Source organism: Neptunicella marina (assembly GCF_014270035.1).
In the GTDB taxonomy this organism is placed as follows: Bacteria; Pseudomonadota; Gammaproteobacteria; order Enterobacterales; family Alteromonadaceae; genus Neptunicella; species Neptunicella marina.
This window is the reverse complement of sequence record NZ_JACNEP010000010.1, coordinates 13859-37186: the sequence shown is the minus strand read 5'-3', so window position 1 is coordinate 37186 and position 23328 is coordinate 13859. Positions and strand designations below refer to the sequence as shown.

The window sequence follows — 23328 nt, the reverse complement described above, 5'->3', positions numbered from 1 at the left end:
TGAGATTGACGGGGTTTAAGCTTTTCAGATTGCTCTGAAAGAGTCGGAGTGCATTACCCTGATCAATACGCGCCGTAGCCTAACAAAGCACAAGTGACGTTTACTTGACACAAATATGAAACTTCTATGATGAAAATATGACCACTATTGTTCAGTGGTTTTTTTGGGGAGGTTAGTGATTTTAGTTTGCTTTAGGCAAGGGAGATGAATGTAGTTGCATACTGGTTGGGGTAACTTCCAGTACGCTATTTTGTTCAAACCAGTCTCCCAGCACTATGCGCCTGGCCGATTGATCATTTAAGCTAAATTGATGAACATTGGGACGATGAGTATGACCATGGATGAGAGTGTTCACCCCAGCTTGCTTCATTTGCTGAGTAACTTCGGATGGAGTGACATCCATAATATCACTGGATTTATATTGGTTAGCCTGCTGGCTTTTTTGTCTGGCGTTATCGCCAATTTTTCTGCGAATAAATAGTGGAAGAGATAATATTGCTGTTTTCCACCACCAACTGCGTGAACGTTGGCGAAATGCCTGGTAGTCGGTATCCAGGGTACACAAGCTATCTCCGTGCATAATCAAAACAGGAGTACCATATAAATCAATAACTTGTTGCTCTGGTAGTAACGTCACTCCCGTTTCGCGCGCGAAACGTTTGCCAACTAAAAAGTCACGGTTACCGTGGATAAAATAGACAGGAATATTCTGCTGATGCAATTGTTTAAAGGCTGATTTTACTTGTTGATTAAGTGGACTGTTATCATCATCGCCAATCCACACTTCAAACAAATCACCTAATACATAAAGTGCATCACATTGTATGGCTTGGGTTTGAACAAAATCCAAAAACGCCCGGGTTATATCCGGGCGTGATTCTGTTAAATGCAAATCGGCAATAAACAGGGTTTTCAATGTGAGTTAGTCTTCCAGTTCTACTTTTTGAATTACCACATCTTCAACTGGTACATCCTGATGGAAACCATGGCTGCCTGTTGATACTGCTTTGATTTTATCAACCACATCCATGCCGTCGGTAACTTCTGCAAACACGCAGTAACCCCAACCATCTGGTGTTTGACCACGGAAGTTAAGGAAGCTGTTGTCGGTTAAGTTGATAAAAAACTGACAAGTGGCTGAATGTGGATCATTAGTACGCGCCATAGCAACGGTACCACGGTTATTAGCAACACCATTGTCCGCTTCGTTTTCTACTGGATCTTTTGTTGGCTTTTGCTCCATTCCAGGCTCAAAACCACCGCCCTGGATCATAAAACCATTGATAACACGGTGAAATATCGTGTTGTCGTAAAAGCCTTCTTTGGCATAACCTAAAAAGTTTTCCACTGTTTTAGGGGCTTTATCCGTTAGCATAGATAAGGTGATAACACCGTAATTTGTATGTAGTTTAACCATCTTTAAATCCGCTAAGTGCAAAGTGCAGATTGTACCGCAATTTATGTGACTGATCAGTATTTTGAAGTGTGATTGACAGGTGCGGGCGTGTCGGTAGGGTGGTAGAATCGACAACCAATTTATTGTAAACCCTAATATACTCAAGGAAAAACACCAATGCTGCACATTTACAATACGATGTCCCGCCAAAAAGAAGTATTTAAGCCGCTCGCGGCTGGCAAAGTGGGCATGTACGTGTGTGGTATTACAGTGTATGACTTGTGTCATATGGGGCATGCCCGTACTTATTTAAGTTTTGACCTGATGGTGCGTTACCTGCGCCATGCTGGGTACGACGTTAAATACGTGCGTAACATCACAGATGTCGACGATAAAATCATTAATCGCGCCAATGATAACGGTGAAACCGTTGAGCAACTGACAGAACGTACGATTGCGATGATGCATGAAGACTTTGATGCTATTGGTTTATTGCCTGCAGATATTGAACCTCGCGTGACCACGCATATGGCTGAAATTATCGATATCATTGAACGTCTGATTGCTAAAAATCATGCCTATGTTGCGGCAAGTGGTGATGTGCTGTTTGACGTGAGTAGTGACCCTAAATACGGTTGTCTGGGACGTCAGGATCTCGAGCAGTTGCAAAGTGGCGCACGCGTTGAAGTGAGCGAAGATAAAAAATCGTCTCTCGATTTTGTGTTGTGGAAATCAGCCAAACCAGGCGAACCAAGTTGGGATTCGCCATGGGGTAAAGGTCGTCCGGGCTGGCACATCGAGTGTTCGGCAATGAACCACAAACATTTAGGTGCACATTTTGATATCCATGGCGGTGGGTCTGATTTAATTTTCCCGCACCATGAAAATGAAGTGGCTCAGTCGTGCTGCGCATACGATACACCTTATGTTAATTACTGGGTGCATACAGGCATGGTGCAGGTTAACGAAGAAAAAATGTCTAAGTCATTAGGCAACTTTTTTACCCTGCGGGATGTACTAAAACAGCATGATGCTGAAACGGTGCGTTATTTCCTGATGTCTGCACATTATCGCAGTCAGTTAAATTACAGTGAGGATAACCTGAAACAAGCGCAGTCGAGCTTGGAGCGATTGTATACGGCATTGCGTGGTATTGATGCGGTTGCGATTTCTGAGCCAACAGAAAGCGATTACCAAACCCGCTTTAATCAGGCAATGGATGATGATTTTAACAGTCCGGAAGCGATGTCAGTATTATTTGATTTGGCGCGCGAAATTAACATTGCCCGTGTCGAAAATATGTCAAAGGCACAGGAGTTAGCGGGAATATTGCGCTATTTAGGCGGTGTGATGGGTTTGTTGCAACAAGAGCCTGATGCGTTTTTTAAAGGACAGCATGACGATGACTTTGTCAGTCAGGTTGAAGCGCTTATCGCAAAACGTAACCAGGCACGTGCAGATAAAAACTGGCCTGAGGCAGACGCCGCACGTGACAAAATTGCAGCGTTAGGCGTTGTTCTGGAGGATGGCCCAGGCGGCACTAGCTGGAAAAAGATATAAAAATTTATTGAATTTAAAAAGGCCACGCAAGTGGCCTTTTTTACAGGTTTCTTATTCAGAAAATAAACATCATGCGAGATTGAACTGCCATTTAAGCAATAACAAAATCACCACTGAATAACAGATTGATACCGGAATACCAATTTGTAAGAAGTGTTTGAACTTATAGTTAGTTGCACTGAATACAAGCAGGTTAGTTTGATAGCCGAAAGGTGAGATAAAACTGGCACTCGCTGCAAATGCCACAGCCAGCGCAAAGGGTAGTACAGGTAAATTAAAACTCTGGCAAATTCCCCAGGCAAATGGAAATGCCAGTGCTGCTGCCGCATTATTGGTCACCATTTCTGTCAGCAATAAAGTGAAGAGATAAACAATGACCAGTACCCAGAATGGTGATAGTTGACTAAGTGATGGATAGACAGCATCTGTGATTAAGTTTATGACGCCACTTTGTTCCAGGGCTGTTGCTAAACTTAATGCACCCACTATGACGACAATTAAGTTAATCGGTAATGCACGTTTTAACTCATTTCCGTTGCAGATACCTGCAAAGGTAAGTAATCCCATTAATACCACCAGAGATACCGCTAAATTAACAGAGCTGAATGCAGCGATAGTGACAGCCAGCATAAATCCACCTAAGGTGAGATATTCTTGCGTTAATGACAGTTTTTGCTGGTAATTATGTTCGCTGACAATAAAAAAGTTTTTACTGATATTGTGACGACTTTCAAAATCAGGTCCGGTAGCAAGAACTAAAAAATCCCCGGCACGTAATTTTATCTCTCCTAATTTTCCTGAGACAGCCTCACCATCGCGGCGCACTGCGACAACGGCGGCATCAAAAAGTGCCCGAAAACCAACTTCTTTAAGTGTTTTCCCAATAACACGAGAACGATTGGAAATAACCACTTCGGTTAAGTTTTGGTTGAGCAATCCGCTGTGCTCGGCAAACAGTTTTAGTCCATCAATGTGTTGCAGGCTATCCACTTTTTGCATATTGCCGGTAAAGATTAGGCAATCGCCTTGTTCTATCACTAAATCAGGAGATACTGGGGTGATTAGGCGACCTTTACGAATGATCTCTGCTAAAAATAGCTCTGGTAAATTACGTAAATGGTTTTGCTCGACTGATTTACCTATGAGTTCAGAATCAGCCTCTACTTTAGTTTCAATGAAATAGTCTTTGTAGGTTTTTTCAGTTGTTTGTAAATCGGGTAAACGCGAGCTAAATATGAATAAAATTACTGCACTGGCTAATCCCGCAATCAGACCAAATAAGGTGAAGTCCCAAAAGTTAAATCCTGTATGACCATGTTCAATTAAAAAACTATCAACAATTAAATTAGTTGAGGTGCCAATCAGCGTAAGGGTACCGCCGAATATTGCGGCATAAGATAAAGGGATAAGCAAACGTGATGGTGCATGATGCTGATTTTGTTTTACCGGACCAATCAGTGTCGCTACAACAGCAGTATTGTTTAGTAATGCGGAGGCACTGTATGTCAGGCTAAATAGTCGCCAGAAACTGGTTTTATATCCTTTTACAACGAGGCGTCTTGCCAAGCGTTTGATCACCGACGTTTTATCCACGGCGGCGCTCACCATCAATAATAAAACGAGGGTAATCAATCCATTGTTGGTTAAATGATGGCTAACGTCGGCAAAACTAAGAGTGTTAGTCACGAGTAACAGGATTAACAGTCCGGAGAAAATAGCAGAAGGGCGCTTATTGCTAAAGATAAGCGCCGATAGCGTTACTAAAAACAGGCCGATTACCCACAACTGAGATAACGTCATGGTGGTATACTCTGCTACAGCTTACTGATGTCGAGAGCCTGCCAATGCGGGAAGTGTTTCCTCACAAGCTGATTAAATTCCAGTTCAAATTCACTGAATTGAGTATCGGTAGTTTTGTTTTCTCCAGCACTCATGATCATACCTGCGCCGACCGTACCATTGGTTAAGCGATCAATAACAATAAATGCGCCTGTATGGCGATTCTGTTTGTATGGATCACATGCAACGGCCTGATTGAGTTTAATATCACATACGGCGATTTCATTTAGCTGTAAGTGGGTGGCAGCTTTATGTTCAAGCGTATTAACATCAATTTGATAATTAATATCGCTGACAGAGCCGGTTAGAGATTTAGTGGCAAATTTAAACTCGTATTGTTTATTTGGGGTTAAATTGGCTTCAGCCATCCACACTAAATGAGTTTTAAACTGGTTGGCCAGCAGTGGCTGATTGTCTGGTTTAACAATCATGTCACCACGGGAAATATCAATTTCATCTTCCAATGTTAAGGTTACGGCAAATGGAGGTGTTGCTTGTTCCAGTGGGCCGTCAAAGGTATCAATCGATTTAATGCGTGAGCTTTTCCCCGATGGTAATGCGATAATTTCGTCACCCTGATTGATAGTACCTGATACCACCGTACCAGCAAAGCCACGATAATCTAAGTTCGGACGATTAACGTACTGAACCGGGAAACGAAAATCCTTAGTATTGATATCTTTATTAATTTCAACACTTTCCAGTAGTTGCATTAACGGTTTGCCCTGATACCAGGGGGTTTTATCACTGTGATTCACCACGTTGTCGCCTTCGAGAGCGGACATAGGCACAAAGTGAATATCTTTAAAATCTAACTGATCGGCGAAACGCATATAGTCAGATTTTATTTTTTCATAGGCATCATGGTCATAGTCGATAAGATCCATTTTATTAATGGCTACTACCACGTGTTTTATCCCCAATAACGACACCAGAAAAGAGTGGCGTTTAGTCTGGGTTTTCACACCACTGCGTGCGTCAATTAAGATAACCGCCAAATCACAGGTTGATGCGCCGGTTACCATATTACGGGTGTATTGCTCATGTCCCGGGGTATCCGCCACGATAAACTTACGTTTATCCGTTGAAAAATAACGATAGGCAACGTCAATGGTAATGCCTTGCTCACGCTCAGATTGCAGGCCATCAACTAATAAAGCTAAGTCGACTTTGTCACCTGTTGTGCCGACTTTTTTACTGTCTTTAGTGATTGCGGCTAATTGGTCTTCGAAGATCATCTTTGAATCGTGAAGTAAACGACCAATTAAGGTACTTTTACCGTCATCCACACTACCGCAGGTAATAAAACGCAGCAGATCTTTTTGTTCGTGTTGTTCCAAATAGCTCAGAATATCGGATTGAAGAAGTTGATTTTGATTGTTCATTAGTTACTGCTCACCACAAAATAGGGGTTTAATAAGGTTTCTTTGGTGTTGTAGAGTAGGGGCGTATTGTCCGGATATTGATTTACAGACCCGCCGGCAGCTTCGACCACTGCCTGTGCCGCTGCTGTGTCCCATTCTGATGTTGGACCAAGGCGTGGATAGATATGTGCCTTGCCTTCTGCCACCAAACACAGTTTGAGAGAGCTTCCCATGGCAACAAATTCGGTTTCACCCTCCAGCTTTGCCAGATATTGTTGTATTTCCTGACTTTGATGGGAACGACTGCCTACAACTTGCCAAATGTCGCCACTTTGATGAGCTTTGACTGTTATATTTTGTTTCTCAGTTTCTGATATTTTTATTGCGCCTGTTTGTACATCACCGACATAGGTAGTGTCTAAAGCTGGCGCATAAACAACGCCAAAAACCGGCTTTTGATTGCGAATAAGTGCAATGTTCACGGTGAATTCACCATTTTTTTTGATGAATTCTTTGGTGCCATCTAAGGGATCGACCAGCCAGTATTCCTGCCATTGTTGGCGAGTTTGCCAGTCAATACTGGCGGATTCTTCAGAAAGCACAGGTAAATCAGAAATCCTGGCCAGCCCCGTTACGATAATATTATGTGCCGCTAAATCGGCTTCCGTTAATGGACTACTATCTGCTTTGGTTTCAACATCAAAATCGCGCTGATAAATCTCCATAATGGCAGCACCTGCCTGATGCGCTATCTCAATAATTGCATCATGGTTGTTAAACGCTGCCATTATAGATATCCGTTTTGTTCTAAGTGTTGAATGACCTTGTCAGCCAACGATTCGGCGTCACCGCCATCAAAAGCCAAATGGATTTCTGCAGACTGTGGCGCTTCATAAGGTGAAGAAATACCGGTGAAGTCTTTAATGTCGCCATTTCTGGCTTTGACATATAAGCCTTTCGGGTCGCGTTTTTCGCACTCAGAAATTGGCGTATCAACAAAAACCTCGATAAATTCCCCTGCATCTAAAATGTTGCGTGCACTGTCTCTGTCTGTACGAAAAGGGGAAATAAAGGCAGTTAGTACAATCACACCTGCATCAACAAATAATTTCGCGACTTCCCCGATACGACGGATATTCTCCACTCTGTCTTTGTCGGAAAAAGTCAAATCACCACATAATCCGTGACGGATATTGTCGCCATCTAACAAATAAGTGTGTTTCTGACGCTTAACCAGTTTTTGTTCAACTATGTTGGCGATGGTCGATTTGCCAGAACCACTTAATCCAGTGAACCAAAGCACACATGGTTTTTGTTGGTTAACTTCTGCTCTGTTTTTTTTATCGACTTTGTACTGATGCCACACAATATTGTCAGCCATTAGAAATAACCTTCCATTTTTTTCTTTTCCATTGAACCCGCTTCGTCATGATCGATAACACGGCCCTGGCGCTCAGAGGTTTTGGTTAACAGCATTTCCTGAATAACATCTGGCAGGGTGTCCGCTGTCGATTCGACGGCTCCCGTTAGTGGATAGCAGCCCAAAGTACGGAAGCGCACAGATTTCATTTGCGGTGTTTCACCGTCTTTCAATGGCATTCTGTCGTCATCTACCATAATCAACACCCCGTCACGTTCAACAACCGGGCGTGGTTTCGCCAGATACAAGGAAGGAATATCGATATTTTCTAGGTAGATATATTGCCAGATGTCGAGTTCAGTCCAGTTAGACATCGGGAATACACGGATGCTTTCACCTTTGTTAATTTTGGAATTGTAGATGTTCCAAAGTTCGGGGCGTTGGTTTTTGGGATCCCAGCGGTGGTTTTCATCACGAAATGAATAAACCCGCTCTTTGGCTCGCGATTTTTCTTCGTCACGGCGGGCGCCACCAAAAGCAGCATCAAATTTATATTTGTCTAATGCTTGTTTGAGTGACTGCGTTTTCATAATGTCAGTGTGTTTCGCACTGCCATGCACAAACGGATTGATATTCATGTCCAATCCATCCTGATTTTTGTGCACCAGTAATTCAAAACCATATTTTTCCGCCATTTTATCGCGGAACTCAATCATTTCATGGAATTTCCAGGTGGTATCAACATGCAACAGTGGAAAGGGTATTTTACCGGGAGCAAACGCTTTACGTGCTAAGTGCAACAGTACAGATGAGTCTTTACCCACCGAATACAACATTACCGGGTTATCAAATTCTGCTGCAACTTCACGAAAAATGTGGATGCTTTCAGCTTCCAGTTGCTTTAGATGAGTAATATTTACAGGTTTGGTCATGAGGCGTTCCAGCGTTCCTTTATTCTCTGAAGTTATTAAAACTCATTTACTCCTTAAACTTTACCATGTCTTAGACTTGATGTGTTTAATTTAAAACTATATTAAAGTGCATATTTTTATATTAGTCAGATTAGCCATATTCTTGCCGCTCACCTGCCCAGATTAACGCTTCCTGATAGAGCTTACCCGCCAGATTTTTATCTATGCCTAGTTTCTCTTCAAGCGTTCCAACTTTTGACCAGTTGGCGCGTTCCAGTGCTATCAGTAACTCCAGGTATAGCCCCATTACGCCCTGATGAAACAATAGGGTATTTTTCATTTCGTCAGACAAAGGTAGTTTTTCAAGTAATTCTGTTAAATCGGCATCAAGCAAAGCGTCCAGCAATGACAGTAAACCAGCTAAAAAGGCTGATGATTCATTTTGTTTCTGGTTTTCGAGACGGGCTAACGACTCACAAAAACAAGCACGCACTAAAGACATATTGGTCAGTTCGGCTGGTTTTTCATCGCTAAATTGTGCTGCAAATAAAACAGAGACAAATCGTCTTAGCTCTTGTACACCTAAAACAACCAGGGCTTGTTTTATGGTAGAAATATCAGCCCGGCGTTTAAACAGAGGCGATTGAGCATAGCGAAGTAATTTAAATGATAAATTAACATCAGACTCAATCGTTTTATTGATACTTTCTATATCCGGCTCGTCATTAGTTAACTCAATCGTTAAATTTGCTAACGCGAGCTTGCCCGGATTTATCGCATGACTTTGCATCACTTCCGGTTTGCTAAAAAAATAGCCTTGAAAGTATGCAAAACCTAAATCGACGGCGGTATTAAATTCCTCATGTGTTTCTATTTTTTCTGCCAACAGTTTTATCCAGGGACAGGGCTTAATTGCTTGCAGGATTTCCTTTAACTGTTCGCTGCTGGTAGCTTGCCAGTCAATCTTAATGATGTCGGTGTAGGGATAAAAATGTTGCCACACTGGTTTATGTTCATAGTCATCCAGCGCAATGGTATAACCTTTCTCTTTAAGCTCTTTAATGGCGGCCAGTAGTGCTTTGCCTGGCTTTACAGTTTCCAGTACTTCCACTACCACCTGGTCATTAGGTAACAGCTGTGGGTACTGATTTATCAAAGATTCATGGGTAAAATTGATAAAAGCCAGCTTGTTTTGAACCAATGTATCCAGGCCTAAATTAAACTGTAACCCCTCGATCATACGCGATGTGGCTTGTTCGGGGTTAATACCAGCAGGAAATACGTTTTGCAGACTTTCCCTAAAAAGCAGCTCGTAGGCAAACAACTCTTTATTAATATCTAAAATTGGTTGTCTGGCAGCAAAAAACGACATGTAGGTCTTTTCCTTTTTATAATTTTAATAACGCAGTTGCCTTTCTTAACAGATGGATAGCAGTCCTTCATCCAAATAAGGGCTGTTATCACTAAATGATAAGGCTATACAGTAGTTAATCACTATTTAACTAAATAATGTATCGCTTTGCATACAAAAATTTTGTTATTCAATGTTTATGCATTATCTATCTTTTTTTAAAACTGGGTTAAGTCTAACCTGACTTTTCAGAATGATATTATTATTAACGTATAAGCCAACTCAATTTGTTGATATAGTGGTGATAAGTGTTTGCTGGTAAACGTTATTTTTTCTTTAAATAGGTGTTGTATGGCGGAGTTCAGATGGTTCAAGTTTTCATCAATCGATCAGTATCTGTTGCAGTCTATACTGCGCTTGCGTCAGCAAATTTTTATTATCGAACAACAAAGTATTTACCCGGACATCGATGGGTTGGATGAAGAAAGCTGGCACCTGTTGTTACAGACCAACAAAAAGCTCGTGGGTTATTTACGTGTTAGGGAGACCCGTGAAGAGTTAAGGATTGAGCGAGTGGTGCTGGATCCGGAACATCGGGGGAAAGGATTCGGTGAACAACTGATGCAACGGGCACTTAGAAAATGTGTTCAGATTGATCCTGTGGGTAAAAAGGCTGTTACTCTTGGCGCACAAACCAGCATCCAGCATTTTTATCAGCAGCTAAGCTTCGAGCCGGTAGGTAAACCATTTGATGATGGTGGGATAGAACATATTAAGATGGTATATCAGGGGAAAAAATAAATTCCCCTGACTTGAGGTTTAAGCTGAAAATACCAATTGTTTTTTAAGATTATCTTCCATTAGCTTCAATTCCTGCCCTTTTTCCCCCACTACAATAATGGCGGCGTTACCTATATCAAAACTACGCCCGTCAAAACGCTGATCAGCAAATTTCGGTTCCATGCTAAACTGCTCTTTTAATGGCACCACAAATACGGTCACTTTGCCGTTACCGCTATCCATCACCAGATGCAAGCTACGCACACGATCAAAGTCACAGAAGTTGGCAAAATACACTTTACCAATATCCTGATTTAGATGCCCACCCATGGCTGCTAATTTTATATTTACTTGCTGCAAATTGACATTTTCATCCATCTGCATAGGGACTTCTCCCTCATGATATCGATGTGCCAGTGCGTACTCTGAGATATCGATTGGCTGGTTATTAAAAATGGTGACATTAATACCAACCAAAAATGCAATCGAAGCGGCTAACGCAATATACCAGCGTTGTTTTATCTTTTGGCTACGATGCTCAGCCAGACTCTGTTTCAGTATCAGACGATGAGCCAGTCCTTCTGGCACTGCTACATCACTGACAGTTTGTTTGATGTTTTTATCCAGCTGTTTAACATCATGCCAAAATTGCTGTTTACTTTTGTCACTTTGAACAGCATCTTTCACCGATTGTAACTGACTGTCAGGATCGGCATAAATGGTACGGCGAAACTCTAAATCATCCATTTTTGCTACCTATCATTTCATTGGAATGTTCCAATGCCTCTTTCAATTGATTTCGGGCACGAAATAAACGTGTCATCACGGTGTTTTTATTTAAATCCAGCTGAGTGGCAATCTCTTCTCCACTTAGCCCAAATATTGCCTGCAAAATTAATGGTTCTCTGTATTCAGTGGCCAGTGCGCCAATATGCTTATGTAATTCACGATGTTGTAAACCCTGTTCATGGGATATCTGGATTTCATCGGCAACAGACACATCGTCAATATCGGTTAAATCAAACTGTTTACGTTCAAAGCGCCGGGCATTTTCGCGCCTTAATATCGTAATTAACCACGACTTAGCTGCCTTTTCATCTTGCAGGGAATCCAGAGATTTCCACGCACGCAAAAACGTTTCCTGAACAACATCTTCAGCAATGCTTTTATCTTTAATTAACCAGTATGCGTAGCGAAAAATATCTGCGTGCCAGGCATGAACCAGCGCTTCATAGCGTTTTTGTTTCGACATCATGTCTGATGTGACCTTGTCGGATTTATTTTTATTTCGCCAAATCACAGATAAATTTCACTTTTTATACATTGAATGGGAAAGGAGATGCGCCTTTGGAACAGGCCAAAGACGCATCTGATATTTTTTATTGTTCAGGATGTAATGGCGCAAGTCCACTTATTTGCTGAGTTTTTTGACGATTGTTTTTTTCCAGCTCCCGTATTTTGTTAATCAACGCCTGTTTATTCCAATCAGTGGCTTTTGTGGCATAACGCGTCGCAAGCATGGCGCTAATGTGCTGGTTTAGCTCGGTATCATTTATTTGTTGTTGGCTTTGCGCAAGAGATTGGTTTGGTTTTCCACAATAGCCAGCGAGCCAGGTTGTTAGCAATGGCAGTATGTCTGCAACTTCTTTTTTATTTATCGCCGTCACCAGAGCAGAAGTATTTGTTGCATCTGGCTTTACAGAATCTTTAGTTTGTTTGGATTGATTTAATTTTTTACGTAACTGTAACCACCAAAGCAGCAATGTAATTATCCATAAAATCAGCAAAATAGTACTACTAATACTCCAGTAACCTTGCTGAACAATAACCTTTGCAGGCGCAGAGTGTTCAGCCGCATCAGAGCCATTTCCACTAGCATCAGTGATGGGAAGCGGGGCAGGAGGTGTATTGGTTGATGGTGCTCCCGCAACAACATGAATGGTTCGCTGCGACAAATGCGCATATTCAGTTTTACCTGTGACCACATTAAACCAGGGCACACTGACTGCCGGTATTGTTATATCACCGGCTTTGCCTGGGATAATAGCAATCGATTCGGTGCGCTGAGCAATTAAATTACCGTCTTTTTGTACGGTCGCGGTTTCAGGTTGATCAGGATAAGTTTTAACTGAATCGGGATAATGGCTGTTAATAGCCGGTAGTTGTTCCTCTACTAAGCCAACCGCAGTCAGGCTTATCACCCGGGTGATGGGCTCACCCACTTTAAATTCACCGGTCTTTGGCGTCCATTCTTCGGTGAGTTGCACAAAATCACTGGGCAACCAGTGTTCCGTATAATTATCCGGTACCGGTAATACGTCTATATCAATCGATGGACCGACACGATTCACACTTTTTGTACGCTTAAAAAAGCCAAAGGACTGGCTGTTATTATTATCTACCACTTCACCATCGAATAGCGGGCCGGTAATGGTAAAGTGACCACTTTTTTGTGGAATAATCGCGAAAGTGCGCTCAATTACGCGATAGCGGCGCCCCCCGACGATTTCACTGTATTCTTTATCCTTACCAATCTGGCGAATATCGGCATCATCTACCTTGGGAGAGGCGAGTGACCCACGTTGTAAATCAGTCGCCAGATACAACTTGGCGGTGTAACGAATTTGGGTCTGTAAATAGGCCTTTTTTGTATCAACATCGGTTTCAATGTAGATATCGCGACCCTGGGCGTTGCTACTTTGAGAAACGGGTACCACCATAATATCGATAGGCTGGGTTTTGGCCGTACCCACGGTTAATTCCGGAATGGTATAACGCCCTTTTTTGCGCGGGATCAGGACCGTACTCCAGCGGGTTATACGTGTGGTATTAAAATTAACCATTTGGGTCTGACGGCTAACCGAGGTTCTGCCCACCACAAAGTCCTTCATTAAAATGGAAGGATCAAAGGCGCTAACATCAAGGTCGTCGTCTGCAGATACATCGAGAATAAACGACTCATCGACCATCACGGGATTTTTATCGACTGTCGCCGTCACTTCCAGTGCCAACGCCTGCGTACTCAGGAAAGCGCCAACAAGTAACAAAATAACTTTACTGATGGAAAAGGGTAGTTTCATAGTTTGTTTAGACTGTTTTTTTAATAAATGGAACATTACCAGCCCTCCTGTTTAGGAGCAGTGGCACTTCGGTGTTTACGTTTTTGATATTCCAGCTGCATTTTACGTTTAAGCAGATAAGACGGGTCATCCGGGACTTTGCGTAACAAGTTTTGCATCTTTAGCTGCTGCTCTTTGTCATGATCAGACTGCTGCGCCTGTTCAGCTTCGGCCTGCTGCATTTGTTGTTCCTGCTGCTTGGCATCATCTTTGGCCTGATCTTGTTTTTGCTGTTGATCCTGCTTTTCTTGTTGGTCTTTTTCCTGTCCTTCCTGACCGGATGATTGCTGATCGTTTTGCTTTTGCTGTTGTGTACCTTCACCTTTGCCGTTCTGAGCATCGTTGTTTTGTTGATTCTGCTCCTGCTGCTGATCTTGTTTTTGCTGTTGGTCTTGCTGATTTTGTTGATCCTGCTGCTGCTGTTGTTGCTGTTTAAGTTTTTCCAGCAGGGCTTTGTTTGCTTGAGCATCGGCAAAATCAGGCTGACGTTTTAACGCTTCGTCATAAGCTGCAATGGCTTCATCGTATTTTTGCATTTGCGCTGCGGCATTACCTAAGTTGTACCAGCCTTGTGCGTTATCGACTTTCGAAAACGCTTCCGCCGCAGCCTGATAATCGCCATTTTTGTAGTAGGCACTGCCTTTCCATAATGGATTTTCAAACTCTTCGGCAGCGTCAGAATATTGCTGTTTATCAAACAATGCCTGCCCACGTTGATTGGGTTTTTTCCACATGTCGTCCCACCAACTGGCATGCGCCTGTGGTGTATGCACGCTAAGTAAGCCAAATAAACAGAAACTCAGCAAAACCCCTTTACGAAATGCATAGGCTGCCAAAGGCAATACCAATATCAGCAACCAGGGGCCCATTTCACGCCATTGGTCACCTGATTTTGATCCGTCTTCTTTATTGGTATCGGTATCACGACTTACCAAATCCTGATTGGTCAGATATTCAATATCTTTGTCATCGGGTTGGATGTGAACAAATCGTCCACCAGATTGGTTAGCTAATGATTCTAACTGGCTGGCGTTCATTTTGGGGATGACAATAGCGCCACGGCTATCTTTGAGTAACTGGCCATCCTGTAATTTTACAGGTGCACCGTCCTGGGTGCCGACACCTAAAACCGATACACGATAAGGCATGTCATTAATAAGGTTTCCAAGCTCCTTAACCTGGTTATTATCGATGCCATCGGTGATCCAGAAAATTTCGCCTTTTTGATAACCCGCGTTTTGCAGCAGTTGCTCCGCCGCTTGTAAACCCGCATAGGGATCGCTACCTGCAACCGGCATAATTTCAGGTGCAAGACTTGGGATCAAGGCGGTGAGGTTTTGTCCGTCTGAGCTTAATGGGCTGATGGTAAATGCGTCACCCGCATAAGCGATGAGTCCGGTTTCACCTTCCGCTACCTTTTTAACTAAGTCGATGGCTTTAAACTTCGCTCGGGTAAGACGATCCGGACTTAAATCGGTGGCGCGCATCGATAAAGACATATCCAGTACGATTACTTTGCCAGTGTTTAGTTGATAAACAGGTTGTGGCAAACGCTCCCAGGTTGGGCCTGCCAATGCAGCGATTACCAGTAACCAAACTAATGCCAATAACCACCAAAGTGGGCGGCTTTTAGCTGCGGTTTGCTGGCTAATCAATCGTTGATATAAATGCCCGGCTAATACACCTTGCCAGCCAGAGCGTTGTTTATGTAAATAACTTAATGCTGCGATTACCAGTGGTATGGCAGTTAATGCCCACAGCCAATGTGGGCGAATAAAATGAAATAAACTCAGATCAATCATGATACTGCCTTAAATCTAAGTCGAAGTGCACTGAATAAAGGCACTAGAGCCCATATCAGCGATAATAAAAACGCCAAAGAAAGCGGATAGAAAAACAATGCCTGTAGCGGGCGCATTTGACGACTTTCACGTGCTATCGGCTCTAGCTCATCCAATATGGCATAGATATGCTCTAAATCTGATGCGTCACGGGCGCGGAAATAGCGTCCGCCAGTTTGCTCGGCAATATGCGTCAGCATTTTTTCATCCAGTTCCTGCGATGGATTAACCGTGCGTGTGCCAAAAAAGCTTTGTACCTGCATTTGATCGGCGCCAACACCTATGGTGTAAACCGTCACTTTGGCATTTTTAGCCAGCTCGGTGGCTTCTTTGGGGGAAATATTACCTGCGGTGTTTTGTCCGTCGGTCAGTAATACTAATACGCGATTAGAATCCTTTTTACTTTCAAAGCGCTTTACCGCTAAACCTATAGCATCACCAATAGCGGTTTGTTCACCTACTAATCCAATAACCGATTCTTCCAGTAATTTATTGACTGTATCGCGGTCATAGGTCAGTGGTGCCTGCAAATAGGCGGTATCGGCGAATAACAGTAATCCAAGACGATCTCCCACCCGGCGCTCAATAAAATCACTCAACACATATTTAATCATGGTTAAGCGATCGACATTACGCCCACCAATTTGCATATCATCGATTTTCATACTGCCGGATAAATCGACGGCCACCATAAGATCGCGCCCTTCAGCCGGTATGCTAAGAGGATCGCCCAACCATTGCGGACGAGCCGCGGCGCATACCAATAACAACCAGATGAGACCGGCAAAAAGCACTCTGCTGCGACTCACCCCTTTTTGCTCGCTCTGGCTTGTCATATTAGTGTTAATTGTCGGTACTTTGAGCGCGGCAGATTGAGCTTGCGCTTTAGCGGGTAATAAGCGCATCAATAAGGGTAACGGCAGTGCTAACAACAACCAGGGCCAGTAAAACTCAAACATCTTTTTCCTCCTGCGCAATTATTGCCACACGTTTGGATGAAGGAGGAATAGCCGCATCTATCCATTGTCTGGCCAGCGATTTGGCATCCTGATTTGACAGGCCTGAAGCGTCAGGTCGGTAGAGATTATCTATCACTTTTTGATAGCCAGTTTTAAAGTGTTGTTGTTTGGCCGTAGGTAATAACTGAGTTAACAGGGTTAACCATTGCTGCTGATGCAACGATGCGCTTTGTGCTCGTGGTAAATAACTAAGCGTAAGCCTTTTAAGTAAGGTATTTATCTCGCTTTGATAATGCTCGCTATTGCTATCCAGCTGATTAAGCTGGGCAAGTGCCTGTCTTTTAGCCAGCCGTTTTCGATAAGCAATTTGTATGCTTCGAATTATCCAAACCAACAGTACAATGACCAATATCGCACTTAACCACCATCCCCAGGCGGGCGGCCAGTCACTGATTTGTGCTGGCAGGTGAATATCTTTTAAATCCTTAAGTGGACTCACTGGCTTTTCCCTCCCACTTGTTGCTCAAGAGGCAGTGCAGAGGAAATGGGTTTTACCTGACAGCGCGACTGTTTAAGAGTGTGGATCAGCTTTTCATAATGTTGCTGATGCTGCTGCTGATACTGTAACTCCGTTTCACGTTCACCTAAGGTGATGGTTTGTTGTGCCTTACCATCTGTCATTGCCACCTGTTGCGGCACAGCCACTTTAGGTAAAGCATGTTCAAACGGATCGGTAATAGGGTGGGCGATAACCTCGCAATGACGCGTCATGCGGCTTATATGCTGGCGCGCGGTTTCATCCAGATGCAAGAAGTCACTCAGGATAAAAATCACACTACCGGGATGTGCCAGACGACGCACCCGTGCACAGGCTTCGGCAAATGAAAACTGCTGAGTGGGGTTATCCGTTTGATGGAATTCAATCATGCCATGCAAAAATGATAATACTGCTTTACGTCGTGTATAGGGTTTGTATTCACGATGTTGTTGCTGATTAAACACCAAACCACCTATACGATCACCACGTTTTTGCGCAGACCATGCAATCAGTGATGCCAGATGCGCAACCTGCACCGACTTAAACATATACTGAGTGCCGAAGTACATACTGGCTGACAGATCGGCCAGTATAAAAACCGGACGCTCTTTTTCTTCGCGGTAAATTTTGGTGTGGGTTTTTCCGGTACGAGCGGTTACCCGCCAGTCGATAGCGCGAATATCATCACCTTGCTGGTAATGGCGGGCTTCGTCAAATTCCATGCCGCGACCTTTGGTTTTTGCCAGATAACTCCCGGCTAACTTAGCTTGTATGGTACGTCGCGGCGATAAATCGAGCAGATTCGGTTTATTCTGATAATGCAGAAGCTCTTTTATACCCAGCTCATAGCCGTTGGCATGGCGTTCGCTCAGCCATTGGTTGACTAAATTCATTTGGCTGGCTCTCCGTTATGGCACGGCTACCAGTTGCAGTATTTTGTCGAGGATCTGATTGGCATCCACCCCTTCGGCTTCCGCTTCATAACTTAACAAAATACGGTGACGTAATACGTTATGAAATACCGCCTGAATATCATCCGGGCCTACAAAATCACGACCGGCTAACCAGGCATGGGCGCGTGCACAGCGATCAAGTGCAATGGTGGCACGCGGACTGGCACCAAATTCAATCCAGTTAGCAAGTTGTGCATCGTATTTAGCCGGTTCGCGGGTGGCTATAATGAGCTCCACCAGATATTGTTCCAACGATTCTGCTAAATGAATTTCCAGCACTTGTTTGCGCGCAGCAAACAAATCCTGCTGAGTTAATTCCGCAGGTTTAGCAACTTTTACTGCCAGTTCTTCGTTGCGGGTCAAACGTAAAATTTCAAGTTCGGTCTGTGCACCCGGATAGCTGATTTCCAAATGCATTAAAAAGCGGTCTAACTGCGCTTCAGGCAGGGGATAAGTTCCTTCCTGCTCAATCGGGTTTTGGGTTGCCATAACTAAAAACAGCTCAGGCAACGGATAGGTTTTATTGCCAACCGTGATTTGGCGTTCTGCCATCGCTTCCAGCAATGCTGACTGCACTTTGGCTGGCGCACGGTTGATTTCATCGGCCAGTACCAGGTTGTGGAATAAAGGACCGGACTGAAATACAAAGCTGCCATCTTCAGGACGGTAGATATCAGTACCGGTTAAATCGGCCGGTAATAAATCCGGGGTAAATTGAACCCGGTGGAAATCCCCTTCAAGACCCTGTGCCAGCGCGTTTACTGCACGGGTTTTCGCTAAGCCAGGAGGGCCTTCCACCAACAAATGGCCATTGGCCAGTAATGCGATAAGAATATTTTTTGTCAGCGCCTGCTGACCGATAACCTGTGAATCAAGATAACCTTGTAATTGTCTGAATTGTTCTGCTGCCATGATGAAAACCAGATATCCTTTATTATTCGTAAGTTAGTTCGGATGTAATGACACGTTATCGCATATAAGGTTCATTACAAAAAAAACAATGTTACAGAATTTAAAAATTTGCAGCTGTAAGAAAGGCGTTAAAGTGATGCAATATTGGATTTTTTGTTAACAAACTGTACAATCGCCAAAATACAGGTCAGACCACTTAAGGATTCTTTATGCCTCGTACTAAAACTTCGGCCAGTGCAGGCCTTACTACTAAAGGCGGTGAGCGCATTGCTATCGTAGCAGGATTGCGTACACCTTTCGCCAAAATGGCAACTTATTTTCATGGTGTCCCTGCCGTTGATTTGGGCAAGATGGTCGTCAATGAAATGATGGTGCGCCATAACCTCGATCCAAAACTGGTTGAACAATTAGTTTATGGTCAGGTGGTACAAATGCCAGAAGCACCTAATATTGCGCGTGAAATTGTATTAGGTACCGGCATGAATGTGCATACCGATGCGTATAGTGTATCCCGTGCCTGTGCCACCAGTTTTCAGGCAACAGTGAATGTAGCGCAGGCCATGATGGCCGGTGATATCGAAGTGGGCATTGCCGGCGGTGCAGATTCTACTTCTGTTTCACCGATTGGTGTTTCCAAAAAATTAGCCCGGGCGTTAGTTGATTTACAGAAAACCAAAACCCTGGGTCAGAAATGGCAGGTACTTAAAAAGCTGGGCTTAAAAGATTTGTTACCGGTACCGCCCGCGGTTGCTGAATATTCCACCGGATTGTCGATGGGGCAAACCGCAGAACAAATGGCGAAAACTCATAACATTAACCGTGAAGATCAGGATGCCCTGGCGCATCGTTCTCATAGTAATGCGGCTGCCAGCTGGAATGAAGGTAAATTGGACGATGAAGTGATGACCGCCTATGCAGAACCTTTTAAAGGTGCACTGGAAAAAGATAACAATGTGCGTTTTGATTCCAAACTTGAAGGGTATGCCAAATTACGTCCGGTATTTGATAAAAAATACGGTTCAGTTACCGCAGCTAATGCCACGCCATTAACCGACGGCGCATCAGCCGTGTTGATGATGACTGAATCGAAAGCCAAAGCTTTGGGTTATACGCCTTTGGGTTACATTAAAAGTTATGCGTTTGCTGCCATTGATGTGTGGGAAGACATGCTAATGGGACCATCGTATGCAACACCTGTCGCACTGGATAAAGCCGGTATGCAATTATCCGATTTAACCCTGATTGAAATGCATGAAGCTTTTGCCGCACAAACCCTGGCCAACATTAAAATGTTCGCCAGTGATACCTTTGCTAAAGAAAAACTAAATCGCAGCAAAGCTACCGGTGAAATCGATATGGATAAATTTAATGTGATGGGCAGCTCGATTGCATACGGTCATCCTTTTGCCGCAACCGGCACCCGTATGATCACCCAGATGTTAAACGAACTGAATCGTCGTGGTGGTGGAACCGGACTGGTAACTGCTTGTGCAGCTGGTGGCCTGGGCGCCGCCATGATAGTTGAAACCGAATAAGGATTGATGTGATGAGCGAACAAACACAAAGTGCATTTAGTCTTGAAATTCGGGACGATAATATAGCGATTATCACTATGGATGTGCCTGGGGAGTCGATGAACACCCTGAAAGCCGAATTTGGTGATGAAATCAGCGCAATTTTAGATCAGATTGAAAGTAATAAGTCACTTAAAGGTGTGGTACTTAAAAGCGGCAAAAGCAGTTCTTTTGTCGCTGGCGCGGACATTAGCATGTTGGCAGCCTGTACGACCGCAGATGAAGCTGAAGCACTGTCACGCGGTGGTCAGCAAGTGATGCAACGTATCGAAAATTCTCGTATTCCGTTTGTGGCGGCGATTCATGGACCGGCATTAGGCGGTGGTCTTGAACTGGCACTTTGCTGTCATTACCGAGTGTGTAGTGACAGCGATAAAACAGTGATGGGATTACCGGAAGTGCAGTTGGGTTTGTTGCCTGGTAGTGGCGGTACTCAACGTTTACCTGCGCTAATCGGTGTGCAACAAGCCATGACCATGATGTTAACCGGCAAACAGTTACGTGCTAAACAAGCGAAAAAATGTGGTCTGGTTGATGACGCTGTGCCCTTGTCTGTATTAGAAAAAGTGGCAGTCATTTTTGCGCAAAAAGGTAAACCATCGCCACGTAAACCTAATTTGAGCCTGGTCAATAAGTTACTGGAAACTACGCCTCCGGGCCGTAATATTCTTTTCTCACAAGCCAGAAAGCAAACCTTAAGTAAAACCCGTGGTAATTATCCGGCACCTGAAAAAATCATCGATGTGATTGAAGCTGGTGTAACGGATAAACGTCGTGGTTATGCGCTGGAAGCCAAGTATTTTGGTGAACTGGTGATGACACCGGAATCCAAACAATTACGTCAGATCTTTTTTGCCACTACTGAGATGAAAAAAGAAACTGGGGTAGAAGGGGTTGAGCCTGCGTCAGTGAAAAAAGTAGGGGTGTTAGGTGGCGGGTTGATGGGTGGCGGCATCGCCTTTGTTACCGGTAAAGCCAAACTACCTGTACGTATCAAGGATATTCGTGCAGAAGGCATTGCTAACGCAATGAAATACAGCTTCGATATTTTAAATCAACGGGTGAAGCGCCGTATTATCAGCCGTACTCAAATGCAAAAACAATTGTCTTTGCTAACAGGCGGTACTGATTATCAGGGCTTTGCGGATACCGATATTGTAGTAGAAGCGGTTTTTGAAGATTTAGGTTTGAAGCAGCAAATGGTGGCGGATGTTGAAGCTAACTGCGCCGAACATACCATTTTTGCATCTAACACATCTTCTATCCCAATTGCACAAATTGCCGAAAAAGCGGCCCGACCTGAGCAGGTAATTGGCCTGCATTATTTCTCACCAGTGGATAAAATGCCGTTGGTGGAAGTGATCGCGCATGACAAAACGTCAGATAAAACCATCAGCACCACAGTGGCGTTTGCGAAATCTCAGGGCAAAACCCCCATTGTGGTAAAAGATGGCGCAGGTTTTTATGTGAACCGAATTCTTGCGCCTTATATGAATGAAGCGGCTTGTTTGTTGTTAGCCGGTGAACCTATTGAGCATATTGATAAAGCCTTGCTCAATTTTGGATTTCCAGTTGGCCCTATGAAGTTGCTGGACGAAGTTGGGATTGATGTAGGTGCGAAAATTAGCCCGATTCTGGTGGCAGATTTAGGTGAGCGTTTTACTGCACCAGATGCGTTCGACAAATTATTGACGGATGATCGCAAGGGCAAAAAGAATAAACATGGACTATATCTGTATTCTGGTAAAAAGCCGGGTAAAGAAGTGGATGATTCGGTTTATCAGTTACTCGGCGTTCAGCCTAATCAGACTTTAAGTCATGATCAAATTGCAGAACGTACTGTATTGTTAATGCTAAATGAAGCGGCAATGTGTCTGGATGAAGGCGTGATTCGTAATGCGCGTGATGGCGATATTGGCACCATCTTTGGCATTGGATTCCCCCCATTCTTAGGTGGCCCATTCCGTTATATGGATGCCTTAGGTATTGATCATGTAGTGAAACGCTTGCAGCACTATCAGCAGATTGCGGGGGATAAATTCACGCCGGCGCAGATCCTGTTGACTATGCAGGAATCTAAAGAAACATTCTATTAACAACTAGTCAAATATTCACCACAAATGCCGGATTTTTATCCGGCATTTTTTTACCTGTTATGGATGGAGTTTGCCAGTTAAAGCACTTAAAATTGCCGACTCTTACAGGAGTCCAAACTTATGTTGTTGATACTGATTTCAGTATTAGTAAGTGCTTTATACTATTATGTTCAGGCCTTTAAATATGGCTTATCAGCCAGGAAGTGGGCTATCGCGGGTTTGTTAGGTGGTCCGATGTTATTTCCTATCTTCAATGCGAAGAAGCGCATGGCCCTGCGCAGAGCATCAGGCTTTCGTTCTACCTATTTTCAGGCATAAAAAAAGAGAGTTACCTCTCTTTTTTTTATTTCGTGTCGCCATTTTCTGGCGATTTTTATTCTTATTAAGTGCGGATTGAACCACGAGGCTTTAGTGCTGTGCGAATAGAGCCACGAGGTTTTAACGCTGTACGAATTGAGCCACGAGGTTTTAATGCCTCAGCGGTTGCAACGGTGGCGTTTTTATCTTGCTGCTCTTTTACACCGTCCTGAGCTTGTTCTGCTGCAGGAGTCGTGCTTAATACTAAAGCAATTGCATAAGCTTTTAACATCTTAGTTTCCTCAATTTATTAGTGTTATGTCTGAATTTTGACGTAAGCCAAATTCGTGCTATGCGATGCTTAAAGCATGCCAATAATGAAATTGATTTTAACTAATTGATATATAAGGATTATTTTAGGGGTTTCTTTTGGTTGGCATGACGCTTTAAAGAGAGGGCAGAAATAAAAAAGCCTCTT

22 protein-coding genes are annotated in these 23328 nt (G+C 43.6%); 5 read left to right on the top strand and 17 right to left on the bottom strand.

The window, feature by feature from the left end:
• Positions 1–181: 181 nt before the first annotated feature.
• Positions 182–916, bottom strand: coding sequence for a UDP-2,3-diacylglucosamine diphosphatase (gene lpxH / locus H8B19_RS12720; protein WP_186507273.1), 735 nt, complete (start codon positions 914–916; stop codon positions 182–184).
• A 6-nt stretch (positions 917–922) separates the two neighbouring features.
• Positions 923–1417, bottom strand: a complete 495-nt coding sequence (locus H8B19_RS12715) for a peptidylprolyl isomerase (RefSeq protein WP_186507272.1) — start codon at positions 1415–1417, stop codon at positions 923–925.
• Positions 1418–1573: 156 nt separating this feature from the next.
• Between H8B19_RS12715 and cysS the strand changes: the two genes are divergently transcribed.
• A complete protein-coding gene (gene cysS / locus H8B19_RS12710; RefSeq protein ID WP_186507271.1) occupies positions 1574–2956 on the top strand; it encodes a cysteine--tRNA ligase in 1383 nt (460 codons plus the stop codon).
• Between the two features lie 69 nt (positions 2957–3025).
• Here cysS and H8B19_RS12705 read toward each other — a convergent pair whose 3' ends face one another.
• The 6 genes from H8B19_RS12705 to H8B19_RS12680 form a co-directional block, all read right to left on the bottom strand.
• A complete protein-coding gene (locus H8B19_RS12705) occupies positions 3026–4756 on the bottom strand; it encodes an SLC13 family permease (protein ID WP_186507270.1) in 1731 nt (576 codons plus the stop codon).
• Between the two features lie 14 nt (positions 4757–4770).
• Entirely contained in the window at positions 4771–6180 is a 1410-nt protein-coding gene (gene cysN / locus H8B19_RS12700) for a sulfate adenylyltransferase subunit CysN (protein ID WP_186507269.1), read from the bottom strand.
• Positions 6180–6947 carry a 3'(2'),5'-bisphosphate nucleotidase CysQ gene (cysQ, locus tag H8B19_RS12695; protein WP_186507268.1) on the bottom strand — a complete coding sequence of 256 codons (768 nt, stop codon included), beginning with the start codon at positions 6945–6947 and terminating at the stop codon, positions 6180–6182. Before cysQ ends, cysN begins: the two co-directional genes overlap by 1 nt.
• Positions 6947–7540, bottom strand: coding sequence for an adenylyl-sulfate kinase (gene cysC, locus H8B19_RS12690; protein WP_186507267.1), 594 nt, complete (start codon positions 7538–7540; stop codon positions 6947–6949). Before cysC ends, cysQ begins: the two co-directional genes overlap by 1 nt.
• Positions 7540–8451 carry a sulfate adenylyltransferase subunit CysD gene (gene cysD, locus H8B19_RS12685; RefSeq protein WP_186507266.1) on the bottom strand — a complete coding sequence of 304 codons (912 nt, stop codon included), beginning with the start codon at positions 8449–8451 and terminating at the stop codon, positions 7540–7542. The genes cysC and cysD overlap by 1 nt, the downstream gene beginning before the upstream one ends.
• Positions 8452–8581: 130 nt before the next feature.
• Complete coding sequence (locus H8B19_RS12680; RefSeq protein WP_186507265.1) at positions 8582–9802, bottom strand: EAL and HDOD domain-containing protein; 1221 nt, start codon at positions 9800–9802, stop codon at positions 8582–8584.
• A gap of 330 nt (positions 9803–10132) precedes the next feature.
• Between H8B19_RS12680 and H8B19_RS12675 the strand changes: the two genes are divergently transcribed.
• Positions 10133–10582 carry a GNAT family N-acetyltransferase gene (locus H8B19_RS12675; RefSeq protein ID WP_186507264.1) on the top strand — a complete coding sequence of 150 codons (450 nt, stop codon included), beginning with the start codon at positions 10133–10135 and terminating at the stop codon, positions 10580–10582.
• A gap of 18 nt (positions 10583–10600) precedes the next feature.
• Here H8B19_RS12675 and H8B19_RS12670 read toward each other — a convergent pair whose 3' ends face one another.
• The 8 genes from H8B19_RS12670 to H8B19_RS12635 form a co-directional block, all read right to left on the bottom strand.
• Positions 10601–11308, bottom strand: coding sequence for a DUF3379 family protein (locus H8B19_RS12670; RefSeq protein ID WP_186507263.1), 708 nt, complete (start codon positions 11306–11308; stop codon positions 10601–10603).
• On the bottom strand, positions 11301–11816 hold the full coding sequence (locus tag H8B19_RS12665; RefSeq protein WP_194362722.1) for a sigma-70 family RNA polymerase sigma factor: 516 nt from the start codon (positions 11814–11816) through the stop codon (positions 11301–11303). Before H8B19_RS12665 ends, H8B19_RS12670 begins: the two co-directional genes overlap by 8 nt.
• A gap of 124 nt (positions 11817–11940) precedes the next feature.
• Positions 11941–13677: a BatD family protein gene (locus tag H8B19_RS12660; RefSeq protein ID WP_241737604.1), complete on the bottom strand. Its 1737-nt coding sequence runs from the start codon at positions 13675–13677 to the stop codon at positions 11941–11943.
• Positions 13677–15482 (bottom strand): vWA domain-containing protein, encoded by a 1806-nt coding sequence (locus H8B19_RS12655; protein ID WP_186507261.1) that lies wholly within the window; start codon positions 15480–15482, stop codon positions 13677–13679. The genes H8B19_RS12660 and H8B19_RS12655 overlap by 1 nt, the downstream gene beginning before the upstream one ends.
• A complete protein-coding gene (locus H8B19_RS12650) occupies positions 15479–16480 on the bottom strand; it encodes a vWA domain-containing protein (protein ID WP_186507260.1) in 1002 nt (333 codons plus the stop codon). Before H8B19_RS12650 ends, H8B19_RS12655 begins: the two co-directional genes overlap by 4 nt.
• The gene (locus H8B19_RS12645; protein WP_186507259.1) at positions 16473–16979 is read right to left on the bottom strand and encodes a DUF4381 family protein; all 507 of its coding nucleotides are present in this window, start codon (positions 16977–16979) and stop codon (positions 16473–16475) included. Before H8B19_RS12645 ends, H8B19_RS12650 begins: the two co-directional genes overlap by 8 nt.
• Complete coding sequence (locus tag H8B19_RS12640) at positions 16976–17911, bottom strand: DUF58 domain-containing protein (RefSeq protein ID WP_186507258.1); 936 nt, start codon at positions 17909–17911, stop codon at positions 16976–16978. The genes H8B19_RS12645 and H8B19_RS12640 overlap by 4 nt, the downstream gene beginning before the upstream one ends.
• A 15-nt stretch (positions 17912–17926) precedes the next feature.
• Positions 17927–18883 carry an AAA family ATPase gene (locus tag H8B19_RS12635; RefSeq protein WP_186507257.1) on the bottom strand — a complete coding sequence of 319 codons (957 nt, stop codon included), beginning with the start codon at positions 18881–18883 and terminating at the stop codon, positions 17927–17929.
• Between the two features lie 209 nt (positions 18884–19092).
• Between H8B19_RS12635 and fadI the strand changes: the two genes are divergently transcribed.
• The 3 genes from fadI to H8B19_RS12620 all read left to right on the top strand — a co-directional run bounded on the left by fadI (position 19093) and on the right by H8B19_RS12620 (position 22871).
• The gene (gene fadI / locus H8B19_RS12630; protein WP_186507256.1) at positions 19093–20418 is read left to right on the top strand and encodes an acetyl-CoA C-acyltransferase FadI; all 1326 of its coding nucleotides are present in this window, start codon (positions 19093–19095) and stop codon (positions 20416–20418) included.
• A gap of 11 nt (positions 20419–20429) precedes the next feature.
• The gene (fadJ, locus tag H8B19_RS12625) at positions 20430–22553 is read left to right on the top strand and encodes a fatty acid oxidation complex subunit alpha FadJ (protein WP_186507255.1); all 2124 of its coding nucleotides are present in this window, start codon (positions 20430–20432) and stop codon (positions 22551–22553) included.
• Between the two features lie 120 nt (positions 22554–22673).
• Positions 22674–22871, top strand: coding sequence for a hypothetical protein (locus tag H8B19_RS12620; RefSeq protein WP_186507254.1), 198 nt, complete (start codon positions 22674–22676; stop codon positions 22869–22871).
• A 64-nt stretch (positions 22872–22935) separates the two neighbouring features.
• On the opposite strand, the gene H8B19_RS12615 is transcribed toward H8B19_RS12620, so the two are convergent.
• Complete coding sequence (locus tag H8B19_RS12615) at positions 22936–23142, bottom strand: hypothetical protein (protein WP_186507253.1); 207 nt, start codon at positions 23140–23142, stop codon at positions 22936–22938.
• Between the last annotated feature and the right edge of the window lie 186 nt (positions 23143–23328).

Excerpts from the sequence above, each read along its gene's own strand:
- H8B19_RS12715 (WP_186507272.1), bottom strand. The coding sequence starts at position 1,417 with ATGGTTAAACTACATACAAATTACGGTGTTATCACCTTATCTATGCTA.
- cysS (WP_186507271.1), top strand. The coding sequence starts at position 1,574 with ATGCTGCACATTTACAATACGATGTCCCGCCAAAAAGAAGTATTTAAG.
- H8B19_RS12705 (WP_186507270.1), bottom strand. The coding sequence starts at position 4,756 with ATGACGTTATCTCAGTTGTGGGTAATCGGCCTGTTTTTAGTAACGCTA.
- cysN (WP_186507269.1), bottom strand. The coding sequence starts at position 6,180 with ATGAACAATCAAAATCAACTTCTTCAATCCGATATTCTGAGCTATTTG.
- cysQ (WP_186507268.1), bottom strand. The coding sequence starts at position 6,947 with ATGGCAGCGTTTAACAACCATGATGCAATTATTGAGATAGCGCATCAG.
- cysC (WP_186507267.1), bottom strand. The coding sequence starts at position 7,540 with ATGGCTGACAATATTGTGTGGCATCAGTACAAAGTCGATAAAAAAAAC.
- cysD (WP_186507266.1), bottom strand. The coding sequence starts at position 8,451 with ATGACCAAACCTGTAAATATTACTCATCTAAAGCAACTGGAAGCTGAA.
- H8B19_RS12680 (WP_186507265.1), bottom strand. The coding sequence starts at position 9,802 with ATGTCGTTTTTTGCTGCCAGACAACCAATTTTAGATATTAATAAAGAG.
- H8B19_RS12675 (WP_186507264.1), top strand. The coding sequence starts at position 10,133 with ATGGCGGAGTTCAGATGGTTCAAGTTTTCATCAATCGATCAGTATCTG.
- H8B19_RS12670 (WP_186507263.1), bottom strand. The coding sequence starts at position 11,308 with ATGGATGATTTAGAGTTTCGCCGTACCATTTATGCCGATCCTGACAGT.
- H8B19_RS12665 (WP_194362722.1), bottom strand. The coding sequence starts at position 11,816 with ATGATGTCGAAACAAAAACGCTATGAAGCGCTGGTTCATGCCTGGCAC.
- H8B19_RS12660 (WP_241737604.1), bottom strand. The coding sequence starts at position 13,677 with ATGTTCCATTTATTAAAAAAACAGTCTAAACAAACTATGAAACTACCC.
- H8B19_RS12655 (WP_186507261.1), bottom strand. The coding sequence starts at position 15,482 with ATGATTGATCTGAGTTTATTTCATTTTATTCGCCCACATTGGCTGTGG.
- H8B19_RS12650 (WP_186507260.1), bottom strand. The coding sequence starts at position 16,480 with ATGTTTGAGTTTTACTGGCCCTGGTTGTTGTTAGCACTGCCGTTACCC.
- H8B19_RS12640 (WP_186507258.1), bottom strand. The coding sequence starts at position 17,911 with ATGAATTTAGTCAACCAATGGCTGAGCGAACGCCATGCCAACGGCTAT.
- H8B19_RS12635 (WP_186507257.1), bottom strand. The coding sequence starts at position 18,883 with ATGGCAGCAGAACAATTCAGACAATTACAAGGTTATCTTGATTCACAG.
- fadI (WP_186507256.1), top strand. The coding sequence starts at position 19,093 with ATGCCTCGTACTAAAACTTCGGCCAGTGCAGGCCTTACTACTAAAGGC.
- fadJ (WP_186507255.1), top strand. The coding sequence starts at position 20,430 with ATGAGCGAACAAACACAAAGTGCATTTAGTCTTGAAATTCGGGACGAT.
- H8B19_RS12620 (WP_186507254.1), top strand. The coding sequence starts at position 22,674 with ATGTTGTTGATACTGATTTCAGTATTAGTAAGTGCTTTATACTATTAT.
- H8B19_RS12615 (WP_186507253.1), bottom strand. The coding sequence starts at position 23,142 with ATGTTAAAAGCTTATGCAATTGCTTTAGTATTAAGCACGACTCCTGCA.